Annotated in this window: 19 protein-coding genes; 8 read left to right on the top strand and 11 right to left on the bottom strand. The window is 72.1% G+C overall.

Features of this window, described 5'->3' with window-relative positions:
* Positions 1–35: 35 nt before the first annotated feature.
* On the top strand, positions 36–3,650 hold the full coding sequence (locus AB0946_RS36535; RefSeq protein ID WP_366765020.1) for a S8 family serine peptidase: 3,615 nt from the start codon (positions 36–38) through the stop codon (positions 3,648–3,650).
* On the top strand, positions 3,647–4,291 hold the full coding sequence (locus AB0946_RS36530; protein ID WP_366765019.1) for a hypothetical protein: 645 nt from the start codon (positions 3,647–3,649) through the stop codon (positions 4,289–4,291). The genes AB0946_RS36535 and AB0946_RS36530 overlap by 4 nt, the downstream gene beginning before the upstream one ends.
* A gap of 77 nt (positions 4,292–4,368) precedes the next feature.
* On the opposite strand, the gene AB0946_RS36525 is transcribed toward AB0946_RS36530, so the two are convergent.
* Positions 4,369–4,746, bottom strand: coding sequence for a VOC family protein (locus AB0946_RS36525; protein WP_366765017.1), 378 nt, complete (start codon positions 4,744–4,746; stop codon positions 4,369–4,371).
* A 265-nt stretch (positions 4,747–5,011) separates the two neighbouring features.
* Between AB0946_RS36525 and AB0946_RS36520 the strand changes: the two genes are divergently transcribed.
* Complete coding sequence (locus AB0946_RS36520; protein ID WP_366765016.1) at positions 5,012–5,212, top strand: hypothetical protein; 201 nt, start codon at positions 5,012–5,014, stop codon at positions 5,210–5,212.
* Positions 5,213–5,268: 56 nt separating this feature from the next.
* Here the strand turns inward: AB0946_RS36520 and AB0946_RS36515 are convergent, their stop codons facing one another.
* The 3 genes from AB0946_RS36515 to AB0946_RS36505 all read right to left on the bottom strand — a co-directional run bounded on the left by AB0946_RS36515 (position 5,269) and on the right by AB0946_RS36505 (position 9,176).
* Complete coding sequence (locus AB0946_RS36515; RefSeq protein WP_366765014.1) at positions 5,269–6,378, bottom strand: hypothetical protein; 1,110 nt, start codon at positions 6,376–6,378, stop codon at positions 5,269–5,271.
* A 166-nt stretch (positions 6,379–6,544) separates the two neighbouring features.
* On the bottom strand, positions 6,545–8,389 hold the full coding sequence (locus AB0946_RS36510; RefSeq protein ID WP_366765013.1) for an FG-GAP-like repeat-containing protein: 1,845 nt from the start codon (positions 8,387–8,389) through the stop codon (positions 6,545–6,547).
* Positions 8,390–8,456: 67 nt separating this feature from the next.
* On the bottom strand, positions 8,457–9,176 hold the full coding sequence (locus AB0946_RS36505) for a hypothetical protein (protein ID WP_366765012.1): 720 nt from the start codon (positions 9,174–9,176) through the stop codon (positions 8,457–8,459).
* 283 nt (positions 9,177–9,459) lie between these two features.
* Between AB0946_RS36505 and AB0946_RS36500 the strand changes: the two genes are divergently transcribed.
* Together AB0946_RS36500 and AB0946_RS36495 are read left to right on the top strand one after the other, a co-directional pair.
* Positions 9,460–10,554: a hypothetical protein gene (locus tag AB0946_RS36500; RefSeq protein ID WP_366765011.1), complete on the top strand. Its 1,095-nt coding sequence runs from the start codon at positions 9,460–9,462 to the stop codon at positions 10,552–10,554.
* A gap of 42 nt (positions 10,555–10,596) precedes the next feature.
* Positions 10,597–11,085 (top strand): hypothetical protein, encoded by a 489-nt coding sequence (locus AB0946_RS36495; protein WP_366765010.1) that lies wholly within the window; start codon positions 10,597–10,599, stop codon positions 11,083–11,085.
* Between the two features lie 53 nt (positions 11,086–11,138).
* Here the strand turns inward: AB0946_RS36495 and AB0946_RS36490 are convergent, their stop codons facing one another.
* Together AB0946_RS36490 and AB0946_RS36485 are read right to left on the bottom strand one after the other, a co-directional pair.
* Positions 11,139–12,662, bottom strand: a complete 1,524-nt coding sequence (locus tag AB0946_RS36490; protein WP_366765009.1) for an RICIN domain-containing protein — start codon at positions 12,660–12,662, stop codon at positions 11,139–11,141.
* Positions 12,663–13,025: 363 nt separating this feature from the next.
* Positions 13,026–14,270 carry a hydrolase gene (locus AB0946_RS36485; protein WP_366765008.1) on the bottom strand — a complete coding sequence of 415 codons (1,245 nt, stop codon included), beginning with the start codon at positions 14,268–14,270 and terminating at the stop codon, positions 13,026–13,028.
* Between the two features lie 143 nt (positions 14,271–14,413).
* Here AB0946_RS36485 and AB0946_RS36480 point away from each other — a divergent pair, with 143 nt between their 5' ends.
* Together AB0946_RS36480 and AB0946_RS36475 are read left to right on the top strand one after the other, a co-directional pair.
* Positions 14,414–15,061: an HAD family hydrolase gene (locus tag AB0946_RS36480; RefSeq protein ID WP_366765007.1), complete on the top strand. Its 648-nt coding sequence runs from the start codon at positions 14,414–14,416 to the stop codon at positions 15,059–15,061.
* Positions 15,062–15,299: 238 nt separating this feature from the next.
* Complete coding sequence (locus AB0946_RS36475) at positions 15,300–16,433, top strand: hypothetical protein (RefSeq protein WP_366765006.1); 1,134 nt, start codon at positions 15,300–15,302, stop codon at positions 16,431–16,433.
* Positions 16,434–16,523: 90 nt separating this feature from the next.
* On the opposite strand, the gene AB0946_RS36470 is transcribed toward AB0946_RS36475, so the two are convergent.
* Positions 16,524–17,336, bottom strand: coding sequence for a family 1 encapsulin nanocompartment shell protein (locus AB0946_RS36470; RefSeq protein WP_366765005.1), 813 nt, complete (start codon positions 17,334–17,336; stop codon positions 16,524–16,526).
* Positions 17,333–18,382, bottom strand: coding sequence for a Dyp-type peroxidase (locus tag AB0946_RS36465; protein ID WP_366765004.1), 1,050 nt, complete (start codon positions 18,380–18,382; stop codon positions 17,333–17,335). The genes AB0946_RS36470 and AB0946_RS36465 overlap by 4 nt, the downstream gene beginning before the upstream one ends.
* 204 nt (positions 18,383–18,586) lie before the next feature.
* Here AB0946_RS36465 and AB0946_RS36460 point away from each other — a divergent pair, with 204 nt between their 5' ends.
* Positions 18,587–19,489, top strand: coding sequence for a TIGR03619 family F420-dependent LLM class oxidoreductase (locus AB0946_RS36460; RefSeq protein ID WP_366765003.1), 903 nt, complete (start codon positions 18,587–18,589; stop codon positions 19,487–19,489).
* Positions 19,490–19,744: 255 nt separating this feature from the next.
* On the opposite strand, the gene AB0946_RS36455 is transcribed toward AB0946_RS36460, so the two are convergent.
* The 3 genes from AB0946_RS36455 to AB0946_RS36445 are packed head-to-tail and all read right to left on the bottom strand — an operon-like array spanning position 19,745 to position 24,545.
* Positions 19,745–20,758, bottom strand: a complete 1,014-nt coding sequence (locus AB0946_RS36455) for a cytochrome d ubiquinol oxidase subunit II (RefSeq protein ID WP_366765002.1) — start codon at positions 20,756–20,758, stop codon at positions 19,745–19,747.
* Between the two features lies 1 nt (position 20,759).
* A complete protein-coding gene (locus AB0946_RS36450; protein WP_366765001.1) occupies positions 20,760–22,184 on the bottom strand; it encodes a cytochrome ubiquinol oxidase subunit I in 1,425 nt (474 codons plus the stop codon).
* 6 nt (positions 22,185–22,190) lie between these two features.
* Positions 22,191–24,545, bottom strand: coding sequence for an FdhF/YdeP family oxidoreductase (locus tag AB0946_RS36445; protein WP_366765000.1), 2,355 nt, complete (start codon positions 24,543–24,545; stop codon positions 22,191–22,193).
* Between the last annotated feature and the right edge of the window lie 39 nt (positions 24,546–24,584).

Genomic DNA, 24,584 nt, shown 5'->3' with positions numbered 1-24,584 from the left:
GCGCAAGACGGGGCGTCAGAAGACGCCGGGGCGCGGTGGCCGTCGGTCTGACCGTCCTCGGCATGCTCGTGTCGACGACGACGGCCCAGGCCGCCGGCCCCGACCGGCAGGCGCCGCCGTCCGGGGCCGCACGGACGCACAGCCCGAAGGCGGCCGCCGGCAACGGCCTGGCCCGGTTCGTGTCCGCGTCCGGCGGATCCGTCCCGGTCACGCTCGTCACCGGCGACACCGTGCACGTCGGTGTCGACGCCGACGGCAAGCCGGTCCTCCGCGACACCGAAAGCGCGCCCCGGCCGGACGGACTGCCGGTCGTGTTCCACACCTTCAGCCGCGAGGGCGCGGTGTACGCCGTACCGGACGACGCCCTCGCGCTGGTCGGCCAGGGACTGCTCGACTGGTCGCTCTTCGACCTCGGCCAGTTGGTGACGCTCGCCGCCGCGGGCAGGGACGACACGGTGCCGGTGCTCGTCACCTACACCGGCACCGCCGCGGCCGACAGGACACGGAAGGTCGCCGGGGCGTCCGGCGGCCGGGCCCTTCCGAGCATCAACGGCCGCTCGATGAAGATCGCCGACGACGGGCGGTGGTGGCGGGGGGTGCGGGGCAAGACGGCCTCCACACCGGCCGCCGCACGATCGGCCGGCTCCCTGACCGGGGTCCGGAAGGTGTGGCTCAACGGCCTGTCCCACATCGACCTCGAGCAGTCGGTGCCCCAGATCGGCGCTCCCGTCGCCTGGAAACGCGGCTACGACGGCACCGGGGTGACCGTGGCGGTGCTGGACACCGGTATCGACGCCACCCACCCGGACGTGTCCGCGAGCGTCGTCGGGCAGGCCGACTTCACCGGCAGTCCCCAGGGTGCCAAGGACGGGCACGGACACGGCACGCACGTGGCGTCCACGGTCCTGGGCAGCGGTGCCGCGTCCAAGGGGCTGCGCAAGGGCGTCGCACCCGGCGCCAAGCTGCTGGTGGGCAAGGTCTGCGACGACAAGGGTGAGTGTCCCGACGACGCGATCATCGCGGGCATGGACTGGGCCGCCCACTCCGGGGCCAAGGTCGTCAACCTGAGCCTGGGGGGCGAACCCACCGACGGCACCGATCCGCTGAGCCAGGCGCTCAACCAACTCAGCCGCACCACCGGGACCCTGTTCGTGGTCGCGGCCGGCAACTCCGGTCTGGTCGCCCAGAAGGTCGTCACCCCCGGCTCCGCCGACGACGCCCTGACCGTGGCGGCCGTGGACAAGAACAACGAGATGGCGCAGTTCTCCAACCGGGGGCCGCGCATCGGGGACGGCGCCGCCAAGCCCGACATCGCGGCCCCGGGCGTCGACATCGCCGCGGCGCGCGCCGCGGGCACGGCCATGGGCACACCGGTGGACCAGTACTACACCAGGGCCAGCGGGACCTCGATGGCGACGCCGCACGTCGCGGGCGCCGCGGCCATCATCGCCCAGCAGCACCCGGAACTGACCGGTCAGCAGATCAAGGCACTGCTGATGGACACCGCCACCGACCTGGGACACGACAGGTACGCCCAGGGCACCGGCCTGGTCGACCTCGCGACGGCGACCGACCCGCGGATCGTCCCGAAGGGCAACCTGAACTTCGGCCGCCGGACCTTCCCGCACTCGGCGGTGACCAAGCAGATCACGTACACCAACCGCACCGACAAGGCGACCACGCTGCATCTGACGATGCCGGTCTCCTTCGGTGACGGCAGGCCGGCACCGGCAGGACTGTTCACCCTCGGCACGGAAACGGTGGTCGTTCCCGCGGGCGGGTCCGTCCAGGTGCCGGTGACGCTCGACGGCAGGGTGCTGGGCACCGACGGCCCCTACGGCGCCTACAACGGGCTGCTGAGCGCCCGTGACGACTCCGGGGCGATCCAGCTGAACTCGCGGATCCACACCGTCGTCGAGGCCCAGAAGTTCCCGCTGACCCTCCACGTCGTCCCCCCGGCGGGTGCCACCGACGTCCGTTACGGCACCGCCGACTTCACGCCGGTCGACGACCAGGTCTACCTGCACGCGGGCAAGGTGTTCGAAGCGGGCGCGGACACCGTGACCGAGCAGCTCTTCCGCGGCACCTACGCGGCCCAGATACCGGTCACCTGGCGGGACGCGGCCGGCGAGGTGCAGCAGGCCACGCCGATGGCACCGGAGGTGAGCCTCACCAAGGCGACCACGGTCACGCTGGACCTGCGCGAGGCCAGGCCGTTGCGCGTGCGGTACCCGGAAGCCACGGAGACCTACAACGCGACCGACGTCGTCAACCGGGTCTCGGCGACCGGGGCGTGGTCGATGGGCTCGGCCACCGCGTTCGACTACCGCGCCACCGAACCGAACTGGTGGGTGCTGCCCACCGGCAAGGTGACCCAGGGCACCCTCACCCACGACTTCTACAGCTCGGCGGCGACGCCCGTCGTCACCATGCGCGCCACCGGCGGCGGCGCCCCCTCCCGCCTGTCCCCCCGCTACGTGACCCCGGACGCCTCGCTGGCCGAGACGCAGGCGTGGCTGCGCGACAACGGGGACCCGAGCACCCGGCAAGCCGCGATCCCCGTTCCCCGTCTGCCGGCCGGGGGACACCTGCCGGTGGTCCACGCCGGCACCGGCACCGCGGCCGAACTCGCGGACGCCGGCGCCCGGGGCAAGCTCGTCCTCCTGACGCCGGCGGACATCTGTCAGGGCACCTGCGACCACACGGAACTCCGCAAGCGGGTGGCCGCCGCCGCCGACGCCGGCGCCACCGGCGTGCTGGTCGCGGCACCGGGCCTCACCTCCCTGGGCAGCCCGGCGACGTTCGACCAGTGCCTGGACGGGCCGCAGAGCTGCCCGGCGATCCAGCCGTACGCCGCGCTGCCCATCGTGAGCCTGCCCTACGCCCAGGCCGAAGCCCTGATCAAGCGGATCGAGGCCGACCCGTCGCACGTCCGGATCGACCTCGGCGGCAGCGTCGTACCGAGGACGTACGCCGCCACGTACCACGACGACGGACAGATCCGGCCGAACGACTACCGCGTCGGCAGGAGCGAACTCGACCGGGTGGACCTGCATTTCCACGCGGCACGCCCCGGAGAGGTGCACCAGCTGAGCTGGCAGCAGTCGCTCCAGGCCACGCCCGCCACGTCGCAGGTCTCCCTGCCGCACCCCTCCACGCAGCGGACCATGACGGCCTTCGTCAAGCGGGAGGACAACGCCATCAGCCGGTTCACCGCCTCCTGGGCCGAGCACGGAGCGGACTACTTCATCGCGCACAACCGCCAGGAGGTGAACGACATGGTCCTCAGCCGCAGGAACGACATCCACTGGAACGCGGGTCCGGCCGTGCCGGGCGCCGCGCGGCAGGTGCGGACCGCGTCCGGCTTCACGATCGCGGCCGGACCGTGCTCGGGCTGCCGGCAGGGCGACACCTTCTACCCCACCCTCTACCTGACAGGAAGCGGAGGCGGCCGCCAGGCCCTGATCGGCATCGTCGGCGACGAACTGCTCCAGCACGACTTCGTCAACCTGTCCTCGTGCGGGACGGCTCCCTCGCCCACGGTGCCGAACCTCGACCACGTCTGCGACTTCGAGCTGCTGGACGCGTCCGGTGACGAGATCGGGCGCCGCACGGAGCACCTCCCCGACGAGACCTGGACGACCCTGTGACGGCGATCGACACCGCGAAGGAGACCTACACGATGAACACCCCGGTGCCATCGGCGCGGCGCAGGAGAGCAGCCCTCATGGCGCTCACGGCCGCAGCGGTGCTGGCGCTCGCCGGCTGCAAGGGCGGTGACCTCGTCTCCTACGACCTTCCGGCCAAGTCCGCCCGGTACACCTTCGAGACGCGGACCGACGACGTCAGGACGGTGTGGCAGTACACCTCCGCCACGGCGACCAAGGACGACGCCCCACGGCAGAACCCGTGCATCGGTGAGCTGGTCGGCAGCAACCAGGCGGCCTGCCGCCCCGAGCCGCTGATCTTCCTGCGCTACGACTTCGGCCTGGCCCTCGACAACACAGCCAAGGCCGGGGAGAAGCACGAGGTCACCGTCGTCGGCTACTACCAGCCGCGGCTCACCGAGCTGCCCGAGGTGACCTCACTGAAGGCGGAGACCAGCTTCGACGGAGGCAGGACCTGGCATCCCGCGGCCACGAAGGCGGCCGGGAAGAACACGTTCACCACCACCATCGGCAACCCGCGGCGGGAGAAGGCCGCCGAGGGCGTCGGACTGAGGATCAGCGCCACCGACAGCCAGGGCAACACCGTCAGGCAGACCATCCCGACGGCGTACACGCTGCGCTGACGATCACCACCGTGGCTCGACAGGGCGGGGCGAGAGGTGACTCTCGCCCCGCTCACCCATGGCTGCGAGCCGTGCCGTCAGCCGTTCGCCCGCTCCGCCGCGCTGCGTTCCACACAGAACTCGTTGCCCTCGGGGTCATGCAGCGTCACCCACCCCGTCCCGTCGGGCCTGCGGTGGTCGGCCTCGAGCGTGGCACCGAGCGAGAGCAGCCGCTCGACCTCCTCGTCCCGGGTGAGGTCCTGGGGTTGGAGATCCACGTGCACGCGGTTCTTCACCGTCTTGGGGTCGTCGACCCTGACGAACAGCAAGGTGGCCGCGGCGGACGTCACCACGGCTTCCGGATCCCCCGGGACGTCGTCATCAGCCAAGGAGCCGTCCAGGACATCGGCCCAGAAACGCGCGAGAGCGTAGGGATCAGCGCAGTCGACAGTGAGGTGGCGGATCAAGGAGGTCATGGCCCCCCACCCGATCATGAATGCCTCCTGCCGTCCAGGGCCAGCCGGCCTCGGCACCGAGCGCGTGGACGAGCGACCCGCGCCCGGCCGTGCCCGGAACGCGGTCCGCCATTCGCGGTGACCGTGTGGAGATGTGCCGGATCTCCGCGGTGGACCTCGCGTCGGGCGGCGCGAACCCTGAGGCTGGACGGGAGCAGCGGCGGCCTGTCCGAGCGGCACGCCGGCGGCCGCACCCCACCGGCCGATCGTCGATCCAGGAGTACGCATGCGTCTGCGTAGACGGGCGGTTTCCGCCCTGTTCGTGGCCACCGCGGCCGTCACCGCCCTCGCCCCCCGGGCCGTGGCCGCCCCCATGCCCTGGGAGACGAGCCGGACCCCCACGGCCCCGGCGCACGGCACCACCTCCGTCGCAGCCGACGGCAGCGGCACGGTCACCGTGCTCTGCGGGAACCCCTGCTACCAATAGGCGCCGCCGCGCGAACCGTCGGAGGCGCCGTGGAAGCGGCTACTGCGCCCCGGGACCTATCGTGACCGCGCCCAGTCGTAGAGGCGGTGGGCGTCGGCACCGAAGCGCGTGGCGTAGAGCGCGGGGCCCTGCCCGCCCGCGAGTTCCTCGTCGGTGGTGGTGACGCCCACGACGGTGCCGGTGCCGGTGCGGGTGTCGAAGCCGGCCAGGTGCGGGCCACCGCTCGACCCGGCGGACATGTCGCAGGTCTCACCCCACAGCAGGGGGGTCTTGGGGCCGGGGTGGCTCGGGCCCGCGCAGTGGATCATCCGGGACCCGGCGTACTTGTCCCCGGGGTCGTTGAGTCCCTGGTCCGGGTATCCGAAGGCGTGGACGAACTCGCCCTCGGCGGGCAGGCCGAACCCGATGCGCTGGCTGCCGGTGATGTCCGCGACCGGGCGCCCGCCGGCGGCGGGGTTCGCCACGAGGAACGCGGTGTCGTAGCCGGCGGCGGCGACGTCCGACGAGTCCGTGGTGTCCGGATCGGCGTCCCAGCGGGACGAGGTCGCCATGCTCCTGACGGTGAAGCCGCCGAGCGGTTTCGTGCCGTTGCGGTAGCCGGGCACGAAGTAGAGGTTGTGGTTCCAGGTGTCGTCGGCGGAAGGCGAGCCGACGCCTCTGAGGCAGTGGGCTGCCGTGACGACGGTACTGCGGTTGGCGGCGGTGACGACCGTCGCGGTGCAACTGCCGTCGTAGCCGTCGGAGAAGGTGAAGAACAGGCGGCCGACGTTCTTCTCCACCGCCCCGCCGTGTGTCCACACCGACCCGGAGTCCGGTGTGTCCGGGGGGAGCGGCCGCGGGTCGTCCGGTGTGTTGTCGTCCTCGGGCACGGGGGTGATCTCGGGGACCAGAGCGCCCGCCAGCCGCATCCGCCCGGGGGTCCAGTAGGTGTCGATCCGGTCGCGCTCCTGTGCGGTCGTGGCCCCGGCGTGGGTGGTGAGGGCATCCGCCCGCGCCGCGCCGCCGCCGGTGTGCGACGGCTCGTGCGGTGCGGTGCCGGCGGCCGCGGCCGGCGTGACCAGTGCGACGACGGCCGACGACACCGCGACGGTGGCGCTGAGTGCGTGCCGGAGGGTCCTGCGGGTGCTGTCCTGGTGACCGCGTGGACGGTCGGGAGGTGTGCGCATGCGCGGGACGGTAGCCACGCGATGTCAGGAAGCGGTCAGAGAACTGTGCGGTCCGTGTTCGCGCGGGCCCGCGTTCCCGTGCCGGGCCGCCCCGCGGGCCGGGTGACCGGCTCCGGCACACCGGTGGGGGGTCACCGTGGTGCGGCTGCGCGGGTCTGTGGACGGGTCACCGGGTGCGGAAGCGGCGGTGGAGGTTCCGGGCCACGTACACGCCCGGCCCGCCGAAGCCGACGATGTCGACGCGTCCGTCACCGGTGATGTCGGCGAGGAAACGGGGATGCCGGTCGACCCGCCAGGCACCGGCGTCGTCGTCGTGGCCGAACCCGCGGCACACCAGCCGGGCCTGCTCGAACCGGCCGTCGCCGCGGTTGCGGGACACCCAGACCCCCTCGTCACCGAAGCCGACGAGGTCCGGGTGGCCGTCACCGGTGACGTCCGCGGGGAAGCGGAGGTGCTTGCCCCCCGTCCACCCCTGGGCGCGTCCGAAGTCGTTCAGGACGAGCTTCGGGGGTTCGAACGTGCCGTCGCCGCGTCCGCGCGAGACGACGACGCCCTGCGGGCCGAACCCGATGATGTCGACGGCCCCGCCGCCGGTGGTGCCGACCAGGAAGCGGGGGTGTTCCTCGACCGAGCTCCACCCTTGGTCGACGCCGAAGTCGTCGAGGACGTACAGGGGTTCGGCGAACGTGCCGTCCTCGTCCTGGAGGGAGACCCAGACGCCGTCGTCGTGACAGCCGACGATGTCGGCGCGCCCGTCACCGGTGATGTCGACGAGGAAACGGGGATGCCTGCCGACACGCCAGCCCCCCGCCTTCTCGTCGTGGCCGAACGCCCTGAGCACCGGTTCGTCGCCGATCGGGGCGAAGTTCCCCTCGTCGTCCTGGAGGGAGACCCAGACGCCGTCGTCGTGGCAGCCGACGATGTCGGCGCGCCCGTCACCGGTGGTGTCGACGAGGAAGCGGGGATGCTTGTCGCCGAGCCATCCGCCGGCCTGCCGGCCGTGCCCGAACGCCTTGAGGACCAGCTTGCCGCCCGCCGGCGCGAAGGAGCCCGCCGCGTCCTGAACCGACACCCGGACGCCGTCGACGGCGAGCACGACGACGTCGGGCCTGCCGTCGCCCGTCGTGTCCGCGAGGGTCCACAGGTCCCCGGGGCCCGGGGAGGGCGCGGGCGGGTGCAGGACACGCTCGTCGTCCTGGAAGGTGCCGTCGCCTTCGCCGGACGACGTCACGGCTCCCCGCCCGGGTCTGAGACCCACGATGTCCGCCCGTCCTGCTCCCGTGGTGTCGGCGAGGAACCGCGCCCCGGGCCCGGCCCACCAGCCGGGCACGCCGGGCGAGCGGCCGGTCCCGTCGCTCTTCCAGCCGCCGGCGTCCTGGTCGCTCCCGAAGCGTGGGAGGACCAGCAGCATGTCGCTGAAGGAGGGCGTCGCGCCGGGTGCCGGGCGCAACGCGGCCGAGCGGGTCAGCCGCCAGGACCGTCGGCCGTTCCAGTGGCTCAGGGCCGCCCAGCGCAGTGCGGCGTCGCTGGTGCGCTCGGGCTCGGCCGTGACGAACCGCCACCGCTGGCTCTCCGCGTTCTCGTCGTACGCGCGCAGGACGACCCGGGTGTCGTCGGGACCGGGGTCGGCGAGGTCGAGGACGGTACCGTCGGTGACGCCCTCGATGAAGTACAGGCCCGCTTCGCCCGCGACGGGGACGACGTGCCACTGCTGGCCCTGTCTGCCGACGGTGGCGTCCCACTGGCGAACGCCGCGGTCCGCGGCGGCGGGGTTGTCGAGCACCTTGCCGCCGGCCGCTTCGCGGATCACATAGGTCTGTTCCACCGGTGCTTGTGCGCCCTGCGCGGGCCGCACCGGGACGAGTTGCCAGCGCTGCGGTCTCGGGCCGCCGTCGGGGAAGTCCCGGACGACGAGGGCCCCGTCCGCTCCCGGCGTGGCCCTGGTGCCGAGGGTCTTCCCCGTGGCGGCGTTGACGATCTCCAGTTTCAGTTCTTCCGTGGGCACGGGCATGGTGGTGCCTCCTCCAGGCGGTGGGGGCGGTGGCCGGGGACGGGTGTGGTGCGGCGGTGGCCGCGGATCACGTGAAGACGTGGTGGTAGGGGACGTCCCACTCGTTGGGCAGCCGCGGGTAGAACGTGTTGATGACCGTGCCGGTGAAGTCTCCGCCCCAGTTGTAGGTGACGCGCACCTCGCTGTCGGCCGTCACCGCGTGGTCCTTGAAGCCGAGGATGGCGTCGGGGTGGGTGATCGGCACGAAGGTGATCCCGCCCCACGGCGTGACCGTGACGACCCAGAGCTGGGTGTCCTCGATCGCGCCGTTCTTGCCCCGCCAGTTGTCGCCGACCTTGTCGGGAAGGCCCACCTGGACGGTGTCGGCGGTGCTCTTGGGGGCGTCCCGGTGGACCGTGACGCGCCTGCGCTGCGGCTTCGGCACACCGTCGTCGCCGCGGCCGGTGTCGGCCGTGCCTGCCGGGGCGGGCTTGGGCGGCACCTGGCCCGCCGCGCTCTCGATGAAGTACAGCGGCCGCTGCCCGAAGAAGCCGGCGGGGGTGATGTGCCAGAGGTGGCCGCCGGCCTCCTTGGTGGCCGGCTCGAGCGCCGTGGCCAGCTTGACCCCCTTGTCGTGGCTGTCCGCCTTCAGTTCGGCGGGTCGCAGATAGCCGCCGTTGAAGGCGTGGACGAGCATGACCGGCCGGTTCTCGACCAGCGCCGCCACGATCGCGTTGTCGTAGCTGTTCACCGCGACCGGGCCGCCGACCACCAGATTCGTCAGCGTCGTGCGTTCTTGGGTGTACATCGCGGAAACCTCACCTTTTCTGGATGCGGGGAACCACAGACCGTGGAATTACCGGCCGAAACGGCCACCGAAATGTCATGGACGGCCGAAAGGGGAAAGTCGCCGGCCGAATGCTCGACAGTTTCACAACGTACCCTGGAAATAGGGGAGTTGAGCGGCCGGGGAACCTCAATCACCCGATAGGGGGTGATACTTGGAGACACCTTCCCGCGAAATTCCGCCCATGCTAGTTTCGATTGTCGGACCGAGCGCGGTTCAATCCGGAATCAGCCGAGGACGGGGAATGTCTTCCACCGCGTACATCCTGGAACGTGCCAAGCGTCAGCCGCTGACGAAGAGGAACCTGCGGGAACTGGACATCGAGCAGACCTGGCAGTCCATCCTCAACCATCCCAACCTGGTCTACGTCGACACCAACGGTGTCAAGCACAAGCCCGTCGGGTTCTCCGTGAACAAGTCGAGTTTCGGGAGTTTTCCCGGAACCGCTTCCCAGCTGGGCTGGCTCGCCTATATGAACCTCGGGGAACCGCTGATCGAGGAACGGGGCGACATCGGCCAGCCCCCACCCGAGACGTTCTCCTCGCGGACCTACGTCAACCGCAGCCAGACGACGGCCATGACCTTCACCGACTCGGTCGATTTCACGGTGTCGAACGGGGTCACGTGGTCGCTCCACGGAGAGGCGAAGCTCACCTTCGGCGGCAGTGTCAGCGCACAGCTCCAGTTGCAGTTGCAGAACCAGCTGCGGATGGACCTGCAGTCCCAGCTCGGCACGCAGCTGCGCAACGACATGACGAACAAGAACACGACCACCGTGACCAACAAGAACAGCAAGGACAACATCGGGGTCGACAACGCCAACGCCACCGACACGGGCACGACGAACTCGGCGGGGAACTCCGCGACGAACACGGTGACGAACTCGGTGGGATTCACCACTCAAGGCAGCGCCACCGGGACCGCCACGCTCAACGCCTCGTTGCTGCTGGGCATCTCGGCCTCCGTCGGCGGCTCCCTGACCACCAGCTGGGCCTCCAAGTCGCAGATCTCGGGTCAGGTCCCGGCGGGCTCCCGCGTGCAGACCATCGTGACGCAGCGGCGCACCCGCAAGCAGTTCACCTACGAGATCCCGGTGACCTTCTCCGGACTGATCGCGGTGAAGTACGACGTGCCGGTGGCCGTCCTGTCTCCCCCGCAGCCCGGGTACCCCGGCCTGGACGGGCTCGTCGCCCGTGACATCGGCGACATCGACCTGGCCGGCGGCGGTTTCCGGATGAAGGGGCTGGCCGAGGTCGTCTCCGCCCTGGAGGTCGACCACACGATGCTCGACGTGGAGAACCTGACCTACAGCCCACGAGCGCTCTACAAGCAGCCATGACGGCGGGCGGCGCCGCCACGACGACGACCAGGGGTGACGACCATGGTGTTCGACAACATCTTCGGCTTCGCGGGCAGGAGCGCGGGGCTCTTCTCGGTGACCACCGACAGCTCGAAGCCGCAGCCCGGTGCCGGCGTCGACTTCGAGGACGCCGACGGCGACACGTACGACGACACGAGCACGAGCCTGTTCGGCGACGCGATCCACGGAGCCTCCTCGCGCGCGAAGGTCGTGCGGGAGACGTCCCCCGAGGCACGGGCCGTCCTGGGCTTCCTCGGCTCCTTCATCCAGACCACCCAGGCGTCGGCCGGTGAACAGGCCCGGTACGCCGGGAATCCCGGGTCGGTGTCCGAGGCCGCCGCCGCCGGCATGCGGGAGTCCAGTACGACCGTCACGCAGCACAGCGGTCTGCAGAAGGACGAGGATCTGGAGACCAGGCCCAGGAAGAGCGACCTCACCAAACCCCCCAAGGCCCCGGAGGCACCCAAGGCGGCCAAGCCGACCGCCGAGGACCCGTCCGCTTCCGGCTGAGGACACGGGTTGCGCAGGGTCAGGGGCGCAGGCGCCCCTGACCCTTCCGCGCGTCACACGGGCAGCAGCTGCCACTGCCGGCCCCGGTGGTCGCCTCCGGCCCCGTCCTGGGTGATCACCGTACGGGCGTTGGTGTCGACCCGCAGCAGCAGGCCGCTGTTCCGGTTCGCGATCTCGTACACGCGCGGGGCGCCGTCCACCGGGCCGACGGGGATCAGCCGCCACTGCTGGTGGTGTGCGTCAGGGCCCCCGTAGGCGCGCTGCGCGACCACCGCCCCGGCCGCCTCCCCCGCTCCGACGACCTCCAGGACCTTGCCGCTGCGCAGGTTCTCGATCCTGTACAGGACATCGCCGTCGTCCTGGCCCGCCGCCACCAGCCGCCACCGCTGGTGGTCCCTGGGCGCGGCGAGCACCTGGTGGATCTCGGCCCCGTCCCTGGTCGACTCACGCCACACCCCCATCCGCAGCCGGCTGCGGACGTTGGCCCAGGAGACCACCGTGCCGGACTCGGGCAGCCCCTTCATCCTCGTCGACACGATCTTCCGGATCCGGTGGTTGAGGTCGTCGGCGATGTACAGGGTGTCGACGCAGTCCACGGCGAGCCCGAACGGGTGGTTCAGCTGGGCGGAAGCACCCGGGCCGCCGTCACCGCCGAAGCCCGCGGCGCCCGTGCCGGCGACCGTGCCGATCCTTCCGTCGGCCGTGACCTTCCGGACCCGGTGGTTACGGAACTCGGCGATGTAGAGGGCGCCGGTGCTGTCCAGCGCGAGCCCCACGGGGAGGTACAACTGGGCCGAGGCAGCCGGGCCGCCGTCACCGCCGAAGCCCGCGGCGCCCGTGCCGGCGACCGTGCCGATCTTCCCGTCGGCCGTGACCTTCCGGACCCGGTGGTTCTCGCCGTCGGCGATGTAGAGGACACCCTCGCCGTCCACCGCCACCGCGTGCGGGCGGTTCAGCTGGGCCGAGACCGCCGGGCCGCCGTCTCCCGCGAAGCCCACGGCCCCGGTCCCCGCGACCGTGCTGATCGTCCCGTCGGCCGTGATCTTCCGGACGCGGTTGTTGACGTACTCGGTGACGTAGAGAACGCCGTCACCGCCGACCGCCACTCCCACCGGGAGGTTCAGCCGGGCGGCGGTGGCGGGGCCGCCGTCACCGCCGAACGCGGCGACGCCCGTGCCGGCGACCGTGGTGATCTTCCCGTCGGCCGTGATCTTCCGTACCCGGTGGTTGTTGGCGTCGACGACATAGACGGCGCCCGCGCGGTCCACCGCGATCTCCCGCGGCCAGTTCAACTGTGCGGAGACGGCGGGCCCGTTGTCCCCGCTGAACCCCGCGACGCCGGTCCCCGCGACCGTGCTGATCCTGCCGTCGGTCGTGACCTTCCGGACCCGGTGGTTCTGGAAGTCGCAGAAGTAGAGGGTGCCGGTGCCGTCCACCGCGACCCCGTACGGACGGTTCAGCTGAGCCGACACGGCGGGCTCGTTGTCCCCCTTGTACCCCGCGACGCCGGTCCCCGCGACCGTGCTGATCGGCGGGGCGGAGGGCTCACCGGCCGTGGCCGTCGGAGCAGTGCTCATCGTCGTCCCTCCACCACTCGCGAGAGCGTCCCTCGCAGCCGCCCCGCACGTTTCCGACGTACCGCCATATCGCACCCCTCGTACCGAGATCCGACCGTCTCCGCCCGCCCTGCGGCGGACCGCACAACCGATCGTGGCGGCGCCCCGAGGGCGCAGAAAGGGGAATGTGTGTGCAAACAGGTTTTCCGGACAGGCGGCCTCGGGAGGCAGGATGGTTTCTGCCCCCGCGTGCGAACCCCGCGCCGCCGGCCCGGCTTGCGGAAAGCAGGCCGAGAGAAGGTCACCCACATGAGGTGAGGTCCGGCTCGGAGCCAGGGGCCGGCCGTGCGGAAGGGGGTGATCGTCTTCCGGGTGGGTGAGCGGTCACCGGGGGAAGAAGCGCGCCTCCGGATAGCGGTCCGACGGGCCGTCCAGCAGGCCCTGGTCGTCCCGGCCGCGCAGCCAGCGGTCGAAGAAGGCGGCGAGGTAGGCCCGTTGGGCGTCGATCGCGCGCCGTGGCGCGATGGTGCCGATGTTCTCGACGACCGTCTCACGGGGGAGGCCGAGCCGATGGGCGATCTGCGGGACGACCGCCTCCGCGTCGGTGTAGGTCGCGTGTTCCGCGCCACGCAGGCTCAGGCCCCGGCGCCAGCCGTGACCGTGCCCCCACAGGGAGTCCCAGGACGGCACGGTGCCAAGGTCGTTGCCCTCCTTGCCGATCAGCAGGAAGGGTCGGTCGAGGCCGTCGGCGGCGACGGAGGAGAGGCTGCCGGGGGTGCTGTCGTCCTGGACGTAGGCGAGAACGCCGTCGAGGTCGGCCGCCGCCGCGATGCGCGGGTCGTCGTGCATCGCCTGCAAGGCCGTGAAACCCCCCGCCGACTGGCCGAACATGCCGATGCGGTCCAGGTCCAGGATGCCGCGCAGGCCCCGGGGCAGCGCCCGGGGCAGTGCGTCGAGGACGAAGCGGGTGTCGGCCACCCGCACGGCCAGCGTCTTGCGCAGGAGCGCGGTGATGCGGTCCGGGTCCGGGTACGCCTTGGCGTACTCCGCGGGAAGGACGGTGCTCTCGACGCGACCGCCGGGGAACTGAACAGCCGTGGCGTCGTAGGTGTGATCGATCGTCACCACGACATGGCCCCGGGAGGCGAGGTCGTCGCAGAGCGTGGTGCCCAGGGAACGCGGGTCCCCGGCACCGGGTGAGTAGCAGACGACGGGGTACGGGCCTCCGTCCCGGTCGGCCGGGGCGCCTTCGTGAGCGTGGGTACGCGTGGCGGACCAGTCGACCTCGTCGCCCGGCACACCGGAGAGGTTGTTCAGAGCGGCGAACCCGGCGGCCTCCCCGGGGAGCATCTGCGGTGCGGCCGGGTACGTGCCTACGGCGCGGGCCGGGTAGCGGATGCCGATCATGAGCTCCCGGTACGGCTGCGAGGTCGTCCAGGGATCGGGACGCGAGGCATCGACGAGGCGCAGCGAAACCGTCCCCACGGGGCACGGCCCACTGGGCGCGGGCAGCGTCAGCCGCACGAGCCGGGCCGCGCGCGGGGCGGCGGAAGCGGTACGCGCGGAGGCGGCGGACAGGGTGACGGCGGCGGCTACGGCCGACAGCAGGGCGGTGCGGCGGGTCTGCATGGGACCTCCTGGTCCGTACGCGTGCACAACCCCCTCACCCTCGTGGACCGGCTCGTCCGCCACCATCCGGCAGGCCGGTCGTCGCACAGGGGGGTTACCCGCATCTGTCCCTGTCCGGAGGGGGCCGGGTAGGGTCCGTGCTCGTGAGACTCGCGATCTTCGACTTGGACGGCACCCTGGTGGACCGCACCAGTGCCGTCGCCGACGCCATAGCCACCCTCAGCCACGACCACGGCTACGGCCCCGAGATCGAGACCTGGCTGCTGACCGAACTCGCCGACCGGGCCGACCGGTCGGACTTCGACCGCCTGCGCGCCGCCTTCCCGATCGCCGAGTCCGGCGATCACCTCTGGCGGGTCTACATCGACCGCATGGCGTCCGCCGTGACCTGCCGCCCCACCGTGCTCGCCGCGCTCGCCCGCCTGAAGGAGGCCGGCTGGAGCATCGGCGTTGCCACGAACGGAGCCAGCGACATCCAGCGCGCCAAAGTGCGTGCGACCGGGCTCGCCGACCTGATCGACGGCATCGCCGCCTCCGGCGACATCGACGTCCGCAAACCGGATCCCAGGCTCTTCGAGCTCGCGGCCGCCCGGTGCGGCACCCAGCTCACTCCGGGCGACTGGATGACGGGCGACGACCCGGAAGCCGACATCGCCGGCGGCTACGGCGCCGGCCTGCGCACGATATGGGTCCGGGGCCGCACCTGGCCCGACGGCCTGAACACCCCGCACCACACCGTCGACGACGTCAGCGAGGCCATCGACCACCTGCTCACCCACTCCCCGGAGTAGCCCCGTACCCCACCGGCCGACCGCCGGCTCCACTCCGAATGGTCGTCACCGCGAGTACCGGCTCGGCCTCGTGAGCGGGGCCGGTGCGGCCTCGTCCGGTCCGCTCCCCCGCAACCGGCCCTGTGCCTGACCGGAGCGGGGCGGCGGTGTTCCTCCGTGCCTTCCGCAACTCGATCAACAGGGCGTAATCTCCTTGCCGCGCACAGGATTCGCGCGCCAGGGGTCAGGGGGAGGCCGCATGCAGCACCGTTCCACGACGCTCGCCGACGCTCTGGGGACGGCGGCCCTCTTGTCGGCAGCCGCCGCATGGGGCGCGGCCTCGATCCGCAACGACACGGGCCCGCGCCTCGACATACTCGTACCGCTGGCCTTGGCGGCGCTGTTCGCCCTGGGCTGGTTGCTGGCCTCCCGGTCGGCCCCTGTCGTGGAGCCGCTGCCGGCGACGGCTCCCGCCCGGGAGACGATCCCCGGTCACCTGGGAGCGGTGCGCCACGACTGGGGGCTCGTCGCCACGGCCTACCTCACCGTCTGGGCCCCCTACGTCGCCGCCTGCGCCGCCAACGAGGGGCGCGGGTCGCTCCTGGGCGCCCTGTACGTCGTGGTCACCTTCGTCTTCGGCGCAGGGCTGTCCCTGTGCTGCCTGTCCCTGCTCCAGAGTTGTCTGGACCGCTCGCAGCGCATGCTCAAGGAGGACGCCGCCGCGGGACGCGTGCACGCGGTCCGCGTCCTGTTCGGCACCCCGGTGCGCGAGGCGTACCGGTACCCGACGGGGAAGGGCGTCGGTCAGATCGGCGTCACGTCCCGCTATTTCATCGAGCTGGTGCCCGAGGACGAGACCGCCGGGCAACCGGTCGTCCGGCTCCGGACCACGCACGTCGGTCACAGCGTCGTCGTCAGCGAGAAACACCTCACGCATGCCGCCGCCCAGCTCCGGGGTCACGGCGGCTGGCTGTGCTGGCCGACCCGGTGGCGGGACATCGCGGGCACCGACAAGGAGCGCAAGGTCTCCGCCGCCTTCGTCTCCGACTCCGGCCACGTGGTGTGGGGCGTGACGCACGAGGAGGACCACGCGGGCTACCTGCGCGGGGGTGCCGCACCGGTGCACGAGACCGATGCCGCTCTCGGTGTCGCTCCGCTTCCCCGGCCGTCCCGTTACTTCGCCAAGGTGCACGGCTGGCACCTCGGTGTCGCGGCGGTCGGCGCTCTCCTGGCCGTGCCGTTCCTGCTGGACGTCGTCCCGTACTGGGCCGCCCTGCTGCTGGGCGTGGTCTCGGGAGCCTTGGGGGTCTTCGCCGGGATGACGCTGGACGGAGCGGGCGTGGACCAGGAACCGTGGAGCGCACGCGAGAGGCTGCACCCCTCCCTTCGGTAGACGCACTCCACGGCCCGTCCTGCCGGCGCGCCCGCGCCGGGAACGGCGCGGCACCGGGTGGCCGCACGTCCACCCGGTGCCGCTCGCGCGTCAGGCGCCGGCCGGGGCGGGTGACAGGGCCACCACGGCCTCGCCGGTGTACGCCAGGAAGGTCAGGGTCTCCTGGAAGTACAGAGTGACGCTCGTCGCGTCGTGCGACAGGTAGCCGATCGACACGTCCTGGCCGAGGCGCAGTTCGAAGTCGCCGCCGCGGGTGGAGAGCAGGAAGGCGCCGTCGATCGCGGGCGCCCAGACGATGTCGCCGTCGAGCAGCCGGGCGAGGTGCTTGATGACCGGGTAGCCGTGGTCGGAGGTCTCGCTGACGGCCGTGTACGCCTCGGCGCTCAGCGCCAGCGTGTAGGCGCCGTCCACACCGGCCAGGCGCAGGGCCGTGACCGCCTGGCTGACGGCGTCCGGGTAGTCGCGCACATCGGCGGGGAGCGTCAGCTCCGGGTTGGACGAACTCGCCCGCAGCCCGGTGATCCCGGCCGCCGGGTAGCCCTCGAACACGGCCCGGTCCTCGGCGAACGCCAGCCGCCGGGCCGCGTCCTTCACCGGCTGCCAGTCGGCGTCCTTGGCGCCCCGGGCGACGTCGTCCACCTGCCGGCGGTCCACGGTGAACGGCACCCGCAGTTCGACCAGCGGCTGGAAGCGGCGGGTGTGCGCGATCACCCCGTCCGCGGGGGTGTCGAGGGCGTCCAGGTGACCGGTGCCCACGCCGGCGAGCCCGACGCCGCCCGGTTCGGGGACGTCGACGATGCGGCGGGCGGCGACATGGCGCTTGAAGGTGCGGCGGGCCTCCTCCTCCAGGTCGGCCCACGCGGCCTCGGAGACGGGCGCGAGTTCACGGTGCAGGTTGTTCATCGGGAAAGGCTCCGCTTCATGCTGCCGATCCCGAGGGAGGACCCGGAGGATCGGACCTGGCTGTCGGTCGGTGTGGCGGCGGCGACGGCCCCGGCGGCCGGCGGCTCGGGGAGGTCTTCGAGGAAGTCCGCGGACGGCGTGAAGAACAGGGTGCCGGTGACCGCGGTGGAGAAGTCCAGGATCCGGTCGTGCGGCGCCGACTCCGTGCCCAGGAACATCCGCTCCAGCATCGTCTCCGTCACCTCGGGGGTGCGGGCGTAGCCGATGAAGTAGGTGCCGAACTCCCCCCGGCCGGCCGCGCCGAAGGGCATGTTGTCGCGCAGGATCTCGTGTTCGGTGCCGTCCGGGTCGGTGACGGTGGTGAGGGTAACGTGTGAGTCGGCCGGTTTGACGTCGTCGGCGAGTTCCACGTCGGACAGCTTGCGCCGGCCGATCACCCGCTCCTGTGCCTCGACCGGCAGGGCCTCCCAGGCCTCCAGGTCGTGCAGGTACTTCTGGACGACGACGTAGCTGCCGCCCGCGAACGGCGGGTCCTCGTCGCCGATGAGGACGGCCGCGCGCGCCGCGGCACCCGTCGGGTTCTCCGTGCCGTCGACGAAGCCGAGCAGGTCGCGTTCGTCGAAGTACTTGAAGCCCTGCACCTCGTCCTGGACCGTGACCGCGCCGCGCAGCCGGCTCATGATCTCCGTGGCCAGCGCGAAGCACAGGTCGAGCCGCGCGGCCCGGATGTGGAAGAGCAGGTCGCCGGGGGTGGCCACGGCCCGGTGCACCGGTCCCCTCAGTTCCCGGAAGGGGTGCAGCCGGGCCGGGCGCGGCCCGCCGAACAGGCGGTCCCAGGCGTGCGAGCCGATACTGGTGACACAGCTGAGCCGGCCCTCGGGCTGGGCGCGGAACCCCACGGCCCGTTCCAGTGAGCCGACGTCGGACAGCAGCTCGCGGACCGTGGTCTCCCCGCCGCTGTCGATGGTGACCACCAGGAAGATCGCCGCGCTGGTCAGCGGGGACAGGACCATCTGGGGCACCGGTTCGGGGACGTCTTGGGCCATGTGTGTCATACCCTTCCCAGCCGATTCGGCGACGGACGATTACGTGGATCAGCCACACTCTAGGGCGAACCCGGGGCCCGCGCGCGACAGTCCGCGCTGACACGGGCGGACACCTTGCGCGGCCGAGGACACACGTGTGTGTCGGTACATGCCTCGGCGTGTGTACGCTGGGCCCACTCGTCGGCCCACCCCGCGAAGGCAGCCATGCGCATCGGATTCGCACTCCCCCAGTTCCACCGTCAGGCGTTCGAGGTCGCCCGGGTCGCGGACTTCGCGCGGGAGGTGGAACGGGCGGGGGCAGCGAGCCTCTGGGTGGGCGACCGCAACCTCGCGGCTGTGCGGCCCAGCGTCGGCTACGGCGGACAGGGCACCACCATTCCGCCGGAGCTCAACCCTGCCGCCGACCCCTTCGTGCTCCTCGGGGTGGCCGCCGCCGCGACCGAGCGGGTGCTGCTCGGTTCCCATGTGCTCGTGGCACCCCTGTATCCGCCCGTGCAACTGGCCCGGGCGCTGACCACCATCGACCTGATCAGCGGCGGCCGGCTGCTGGCCGGGTTCGGCATCGGCTGGTCGCCGGAGGAGTACGAGGCCGCGGGACGGGACTTCCGCCGGCGCGGGGCCCTGCTGGACGAACTGCTCGACGCGCTCGAAGCCGTGTGGACCGATGATCCCGCCGGGTACTCCGGGGCGCTGCTGTCGGTGCCCCGGCACCACGCCCCGCTCAAGCCGGCCCGGCCGCCGCGGCCCCCGGTGTACCTGGGCGCGCTCTCCGAGCGGGCGCTGCGCCGGGTCGCGCGGCGCGCGGACGGGTGGCTGCCGCTGTGCGTGGTGCCGGAATACGTGGACACCGACGGCCTGACCGCCCAGCGGGCGCAGCTCGACACGTGGGCGCGTGCCGCCGGGCGGGACCCGGGGGACATCGACACCGTGCTGCGGATCAACGTCTCCACGGGCACGGGCGTGCGGGCGGTGGCGGACGCGATCCGTTCCGTGCACGACCGGACGGGCGTCGAGCACGTCATGGTGGACACCATGTACGAGGCGGAGACGGTGGAGGAGTCCCTCACGTACGCGCGCGAGCTGCTGGAGCTGCTGCGCGCCGGCTGAGCGGCTCCCGTCCCGCGGGGACCGGGAGGAGATCGCCCGGACCCGCGTGACGGCTTCGCGGGCGGCCCCGGCGCCGGACGCGGGGGACCGGACCCTGCGCGCCCCGGGCGGCCGCGTGTCCACGCGACGGCGGGGAGTCCGGCCGGCCGGGGGCCCGGTACGGCGTCCGTGCCGGGACCGGCCCGGCCGGGCGGGAGCGGAACCTGAGGTGTCCGCCGGGCACAGGGTGGGTCGCCTCCGTCCCCGGGCCCCCGCTCACGGTGTCTCGTGCGAGGCCGGGTCCGCGACGTCGGCGCGGCCCATGACCCGGAACAGCAGGACCAGGGACGGCAGGATGAGGACGCCCGCGGCGCAGGCGACGCCGACGAGGACGGCGAGGGTGGCGTGCGGTGCCGCCGCGTCCTGCACCGGCAGGTGGGTGCCGAGGAGGTAGGGGTACTGGGAGACGCCCCAGCCGCTGACGATGAGGGCGACGGCCGCCGCGGCGGTCGCGCGCAGGCCGCGGGTCCGCCCGGCGCGCAGCAGGGCGAGGCCCAGCAGACCGCAGAGGGCCGCGAGCAGGGCGAGCGGCAGGGCACGGTGGCTGAGCTGGTGGAAGAGCCGGGGGGCGTCCGCCCGCAGGACGAAGACGCCGGCGATGCTGACGGCGCCTGTGACGACGCCCGCCGCGAGGGCCCGGTCGCGGAAGTACCGGGACAGGCGGGGGTCCCCGTGCCGGTCGGCGGCCACCGTCAGGTAGGTGGCAGCCAGGTAGGCGCAGGCCAGCACGGCGAGCACGCCGCCGAGTGCGCCGGTCGGGTTCAGCCAGCTGGTGACGGGGTCGCCGTCGCCCCGGGTGGGCACGCGCCCGGAGGCCAGGGCGCCCGCGATCGAGCCGAAGCAGTAGGGCGTCAGCACGGAGGAGAACGCGAACGCGGCGCCGTACACCCGCTGCTCGGGGGTGCGGATCGAGGCCTTGCGGAAGGCGAAGCCCGCGCCGCGCAGCACGATGCCGAGCGCGGCGATCCCCAGCGGGAGGTACAGCGTCGAGGTCAGCGCGGCGAACGCCGGGGGGAAGCCGCTCCACAGCATGACCAGGCAGTAGATCAGCCAGGTGTGGTTCGCCTCCCACACCGGGGCGAGGGAGTCGTCGATCAGGTGGCGGGGTTCCCGGCCGCGCCCGGCCCCGCCCGCGACCAGGTCCCAGAACCCGGCTCCGAAGTCGGCGCCGCCCAGCACGCAGTAGGCGATCACCCCGATGAAGAGGAACACCGCGACCAGGTCCGCCATGTCAGGACGCCTTTCCCTCGGTGGTCCCGGCGGGGCGTTCGGGGCCGTAGGGCACGGAGACGGCCTCGTCGCCCTGCTGCCGCCAGCGCCGTGTCATGGACCGCAGCACCCACAGGGCGGCGGCGCCGACGGCGAGGTAGAGCAGGAGGACGGCGCCGAAGAAGGGCCACAGGTCGCCCCGGGTGGCCACCGCGTCCCGGGTCAGCAGGTGGCCGACGACGATCCAGGGCTGGCGGCCGACCTCGGTGACCACCCAGCCGCTCTCCAGGCAGAGGATCGCCACGATCCCGCACACGGCGGCGGACCGCAGGAACCAGCGGTCGGTCGCGAGCGTGTGCCGGCGGCGCCACCACAGCCAGGCGAACCAGAGGGCGACGGCGAGCATGAGGAAGGAGGTGCCGACCATGATGTCGAACGCCCAGTGGACGACGTTCGCCTGCGCGTCGGTCGGCCGGACGTCCGCCGGGACGGCCTGAAGCCCCTTGATGGTGGTCGAGGGTCTGAAGCCGGCCAGCAGGGACGCCATGTCGGGGATCTCGATGCCGTAGCGCACCTTGCCGTCGACCAGGACGCCGCCGAGGGTCTCGGGGACGTGCGAGCCGGTGCCGGGCAGCAGTTCCAGGGCCGCGAACTTCGCCGGTTCGTCGTCGAAGACCTGCCGGGCGATGGTGTCACCGACGACGATCTGCACCGGCAGCGCGCAGGCCGCGGTGACGAAGCCGGTGAGGAAGCCGACCCGGTGGTAGCGGTCGCGCCGGCCGCGCAGCATGCCCACCGCGTAGACGCCGGCCACGACGAAACCGGCGACGATGTACGCCGCGATCAGCATGTGCCAGAACTCCAGCCAGAAGGCGTCGTTGAAGAACACCTCGACGGGCCGGACGGCGACCACCTTGCCGTGCTCGACGGTGATGCCGCCTGGCTGGTTCATCCAGGCGTTGGCGGCGACGACCGAGGCGGTCCCGCCGACGCCGGCCAGGGACACGGGCACCCCGGTCCAGAAGTGCGCCCAGGGCGGCATCCGGTCCCAGCCGTAGATGTAGAGGGCCACGAAGATCGCTTCGAGGAAGAAGAACAGGCCCTCGATGGCGAAGGGGAAGCCGAAGGCGGAGCCGTAGTCGCCCATCAGCCGGGGCCACAGGATGCCCAGTTCGAAGGAGAGGACGGTCCCGGTGATGGCACCGACCGCGAACAGCACGGCGGCCACCTTCGACCAGCGGCGGGCGAGCCGCAGCGCCTCGGTGTCCCCCTTGCGCAGCCCGCGCCAGTGCGCGATCAGCATGAGGGTGGTCAGGGCGACGCCGAACGGCACGAGGATGATGTGGAACCCGAGGGTGAAGGCCATCTGCTCCCGGGCGGGCAGCAGTTGCGCGGGGTCCGCGGCGGCCAGTGCGAGCAGGGAGGCGAGCGTGCCGGCGGTCGTCACGGCCGGTCACTCCTCGGCACTGGGCGCGACCCGCACCTTGATGTTCTTCATCAGGGGCTGGTTGCTCTGCTTGCTGTAGTCGCCGGCGGCGACCAGGACGTTCATCTCCGGCATGTACCCGGCGGCGCAGCCCCTGGGCATGCTGTACTCGATCGCCGTGTACCGCTTCAAGTGCCGCCGACTGCCGTCGCGGGCGGTGGCGGTGATGTCGACGAGGCTGTCGGGCGCGATGCCGCGGGCGCGCATGTCGTCGCCGTTCATCAGGACGAGGGTGCGCAGGTTGCTGATGCCGCGGTAGCGGTCGTCGGCCGAGTAGATCGTGGTGTTCCACTGGTCGTGGCTGCGCATGGTCTGCAGGATGAGCACGTCGTCCCGCGGCGGCGCCTCGGGCAGTGGCGCGGTGGAGAACTCGGCACGGCCGGACGGGGTGCGGAAGACCAGTTCCCGGGCGGGCTGTCTGATGCGGAAGCCGAGCGGGAGCCGCACCCTGCGGTTGAAGTCCTCGAACCCGTCCAGGACCTTCGCCATGGTGTCGCGGACGCGGTCGTAGTCCTCGACGTACGACTCCCAGGGCGTCGCGCTGTCCGGGAGGGTGGCCCGCGCCATGCCGGCGATGATGGCCGGCTCGGACAGCAGGTGCGGGGAGGCGGGCTTCTTCATGCCGGCCGACAGGTGCACCATGCTCATCGAGTCCTCCACGGAGACGGACTGGAGGCCGCGCCGCTGGTGGTCCTTCTCGGTGCGGCCGAGGCAGGGCAGGATCAGCGCCGTGCGGCCGTGCACGAGGTGGCTGCGGTTGAGCTTGGTGCTGACGTGCACGGTGAGGTCGCAGTTGCGCAGTCCCCGGGAAGTGTACGCGGTGTCCGGCGCGGCGAGCACGAAGTTGCCGCCCATGCCGACGAAGACCTTCACCCGGCCCCGGTTCATGGCCTCGATGGTGTCGACCGTGTCCATGCCGTGTTCGCGCGGCGGGTCGATGCGGCAGACGTCGGCGAGCCGGTCCAGGAACTCGGGCCGGGGCCGGTGGTCGATGCCGCAGGTGCGGTTGCCCTGGACGTTGCTGTGCCCGCGCACCGGCGAGGGGCCGGCGCCCTCGCGGCCGAGGTTTCCGCGCAGCAGCAGGACGTTGACGATCTCGCGGACGGTGTCGACGCCGTGCTCGTGCTGGGTGAGGCCGAGGCACCAGCTGATCAGGGTGCGGTCGGAGCGGGAGTAGATCCCGGCGGCCTTGAGGATGTCGGCCCGGGTGAGGCCGGACTGCTCCTCCAGTTCCTCCCAGGAGGTGGCCTCGCACAGCTCTCGGTAGGCCTCGAAGCCGTGGGTGTGGCGCTCGATGAACTCCGAGTCGAGCGCCCGGGGGTCGCTGCGGCTCTCCTCCAGGACGGCCTTGGCGATGCCCCGCAGCAGGGCCATGTCGCCGCCCGCGCGGACCTGGAGGTTGAGGGTGCTGGTGCGGGTGGCCTTGAACAGGGCCATGTCCGTGAACTCGTGCGGCACGATCGTGCTGGTCGCCGCCGCCTCGACCAGGGGGTTCACATGGACGATCTGCGCGCCCCTGCGGTAGGCCTCGGCGAGCGCGGTGAGCATGCGGGGGGCGTTGGAGGCCGCGTTGACGCCCATGACGAACAGGGCGTCGGCGGTCTCCCAGTCCTTGAGGTCGACGGTTCCCTTGCCGGTGCCGAGGGCCGCCGTCAGCGCCCGGCCGGACGCCTCGTGGCACATGTTGGAGCAGTCGGGCAGGTTGTTGGTGCCGAACTCCCGGGCCATCAGCTGGTAGAGGAAGGTCGCCTCGTTGCTCAGCCGGCCCGAGGTGTAGAAGGCGGCCTCGTCGGGGCTGTCCAGGGCGCGCAGTGCACGGCCGACGAGGGCGAAGGCGTCCTGCCAGGTGATCGGTGCGTACCGGTCGCTCGTCTCGTCGTAGACGAGGGGCTCGGTCAGCCGGCCCTGGTCCTCCAGGGCGAAGTCGGACCACGCGGACAGCTCGGAGACGGTGTGCCGGGCGAAGAAGTCGGCGCCGACCCGCTTGCCGGTCATCTCCCAGGTGACGTGCTTGATGCCGTTCTCGCAGATGTCGAGCTTGAGGCCCTTGGTGTCGTCGGGCCAGGCGCAGCCCGGGCAGTCGAAGCCGCCGTTCTCGTGGTTCATCCTGCGGATGGCCCGGGGCCCCTCGAACAACGCCCGTTCCTTGATCAGCACCCGGCCGACGCTCTTGGCGGCGCCCCAGCCGGCCGCCGGGTGGTGGTAGGGGCGGTGCGCCGGCCGCGCGTCACCGGCCGGGCCGTCGCCGCCGGTGGCCGAACGGCCGACCGCGCCGTCCTGCGGGCGGGGGTTCGGCGTCGGGTCAACATCGGATGCGGTCATGTCGTGCGCTCTCTTCGTCGAATCGGGCCGTGCCTCGGA

Source organism: Streptomyces sp. NPDC046870, from assembly GCF_040704595.1.
GTDB lineage: Bacteria > Actinomycetota > Actinomycetes > Streptomycetales > Streptomycetaceae > Streptomyces > Streptomyces argyrophylli.
The sequence above is the reverse complement of the archived record's forward strand: the minus strand, read 5'-3'. Positions and strand labels throughout refer to the sequence as shown.

Coding starts and splice junctions, on each gene's coding strand:
- AB0946_RS36525 (WP_366765017.1), bottom strand. CDS start 4,746: ATGACCTCCTTGATCCGCCACCTCACTGTCGACTGCGCTGATCCCTAC.
- AB0946_RS36520 (WP_366765016.1), top strand. CDS start 5,012: ATGCGTCTGCGTAGACGGGCGGTTTCCGCCCTGTTCGTGGCCACCGCG.
- AB0946_RS36515 (WP_366765014.1), bottom strand. CDS start 6,378: ATGCGCACACCTCCCGACCGTCCACGCGGTCACCAGGACAGCACCCGC.
- AB0946_RS36510 (WP_366765013.1), bottom strand. CDS start 8,389: ATGCCCGTGCCCACGGAAGAACTGAAACTGGAGATCGTCAACGCCGCC.
- AB0946_RS36505 (WP_366765012.1), bottom strand. CDS start 9,176: ATGTACACCCAAGAACGCACGACGCTGACGAATCTGGTGGTCGGCGGC.
- AB0946_RS36500 (WP_366765011.1), top strand. CDS start 9,460: ATGTCTTCCACCGCGTACATCCTGGAACGTGCCAAGCGTCAGCCGCTG.
- AB0946_RS36495 (WP_366765010.1), top strand. CDS start 10,597: ATGGTGTTCGACAACATCTTCGGCTTCGCGGGCAGGAGCGCGGGGCTC.
- AB0946_RS36490 (WP_366765009.1), bottom strand. CDS start 12,662: ATGAGCACTGCTCCGACGGCCACGGCCGGTGAGCCCTCCGCCCCGCCG.
- AB0946_RS36485 (WP_366765008.1), bottom strand. CDS start 14,270: ATGCAGACCCGCCGCACCGCCCTGCTGTCGGCCGTAGCCGCCGCCGTC.
- AB0946_RS36475 (WP_366765006.1), top strand. CDS start 15,300: ATGCAGCACCGTTCCACGACGCTCGCCGACGCTCTGGGGACGGCGGCC.
- AB0946_RS36470 (WP_366765005.1), bottom strand. CDS start 17,336: ATGAACAACCTGCACCGTGAACTCGCGCCCGTCTCCGAGGCCGCGTGG.
- AB0946_RS36465 (WP_366765004.1), bottom strand. CDS start 18,382: ATGGCCCAAGACGTCCCCGAACCGGTGCCCCAGATGGTCCTGTCCCCG.
- AB0946_RS36460 (WP_366765003.1), top strand. CDS start 18,587: ATGCGCATCGGATTCGCACTCCCCCAGTTCCACCGTCAGGCGTTCGAG.
- AB0946_RS36455 (WP_366765002.1), bottom strand. CDS start 20,758: ATGGCGGACCTGGTCGCGGTGTTCCTCTTCATCGGGGTGATCGCCTAC.
- AB0946_RS36445 (WP_366765000.1), bottom strand. CDS start 24,545: ATGACCGCATCCGATGTTGACCCGACGCCGAACCCCCGCCCGCAGGAC.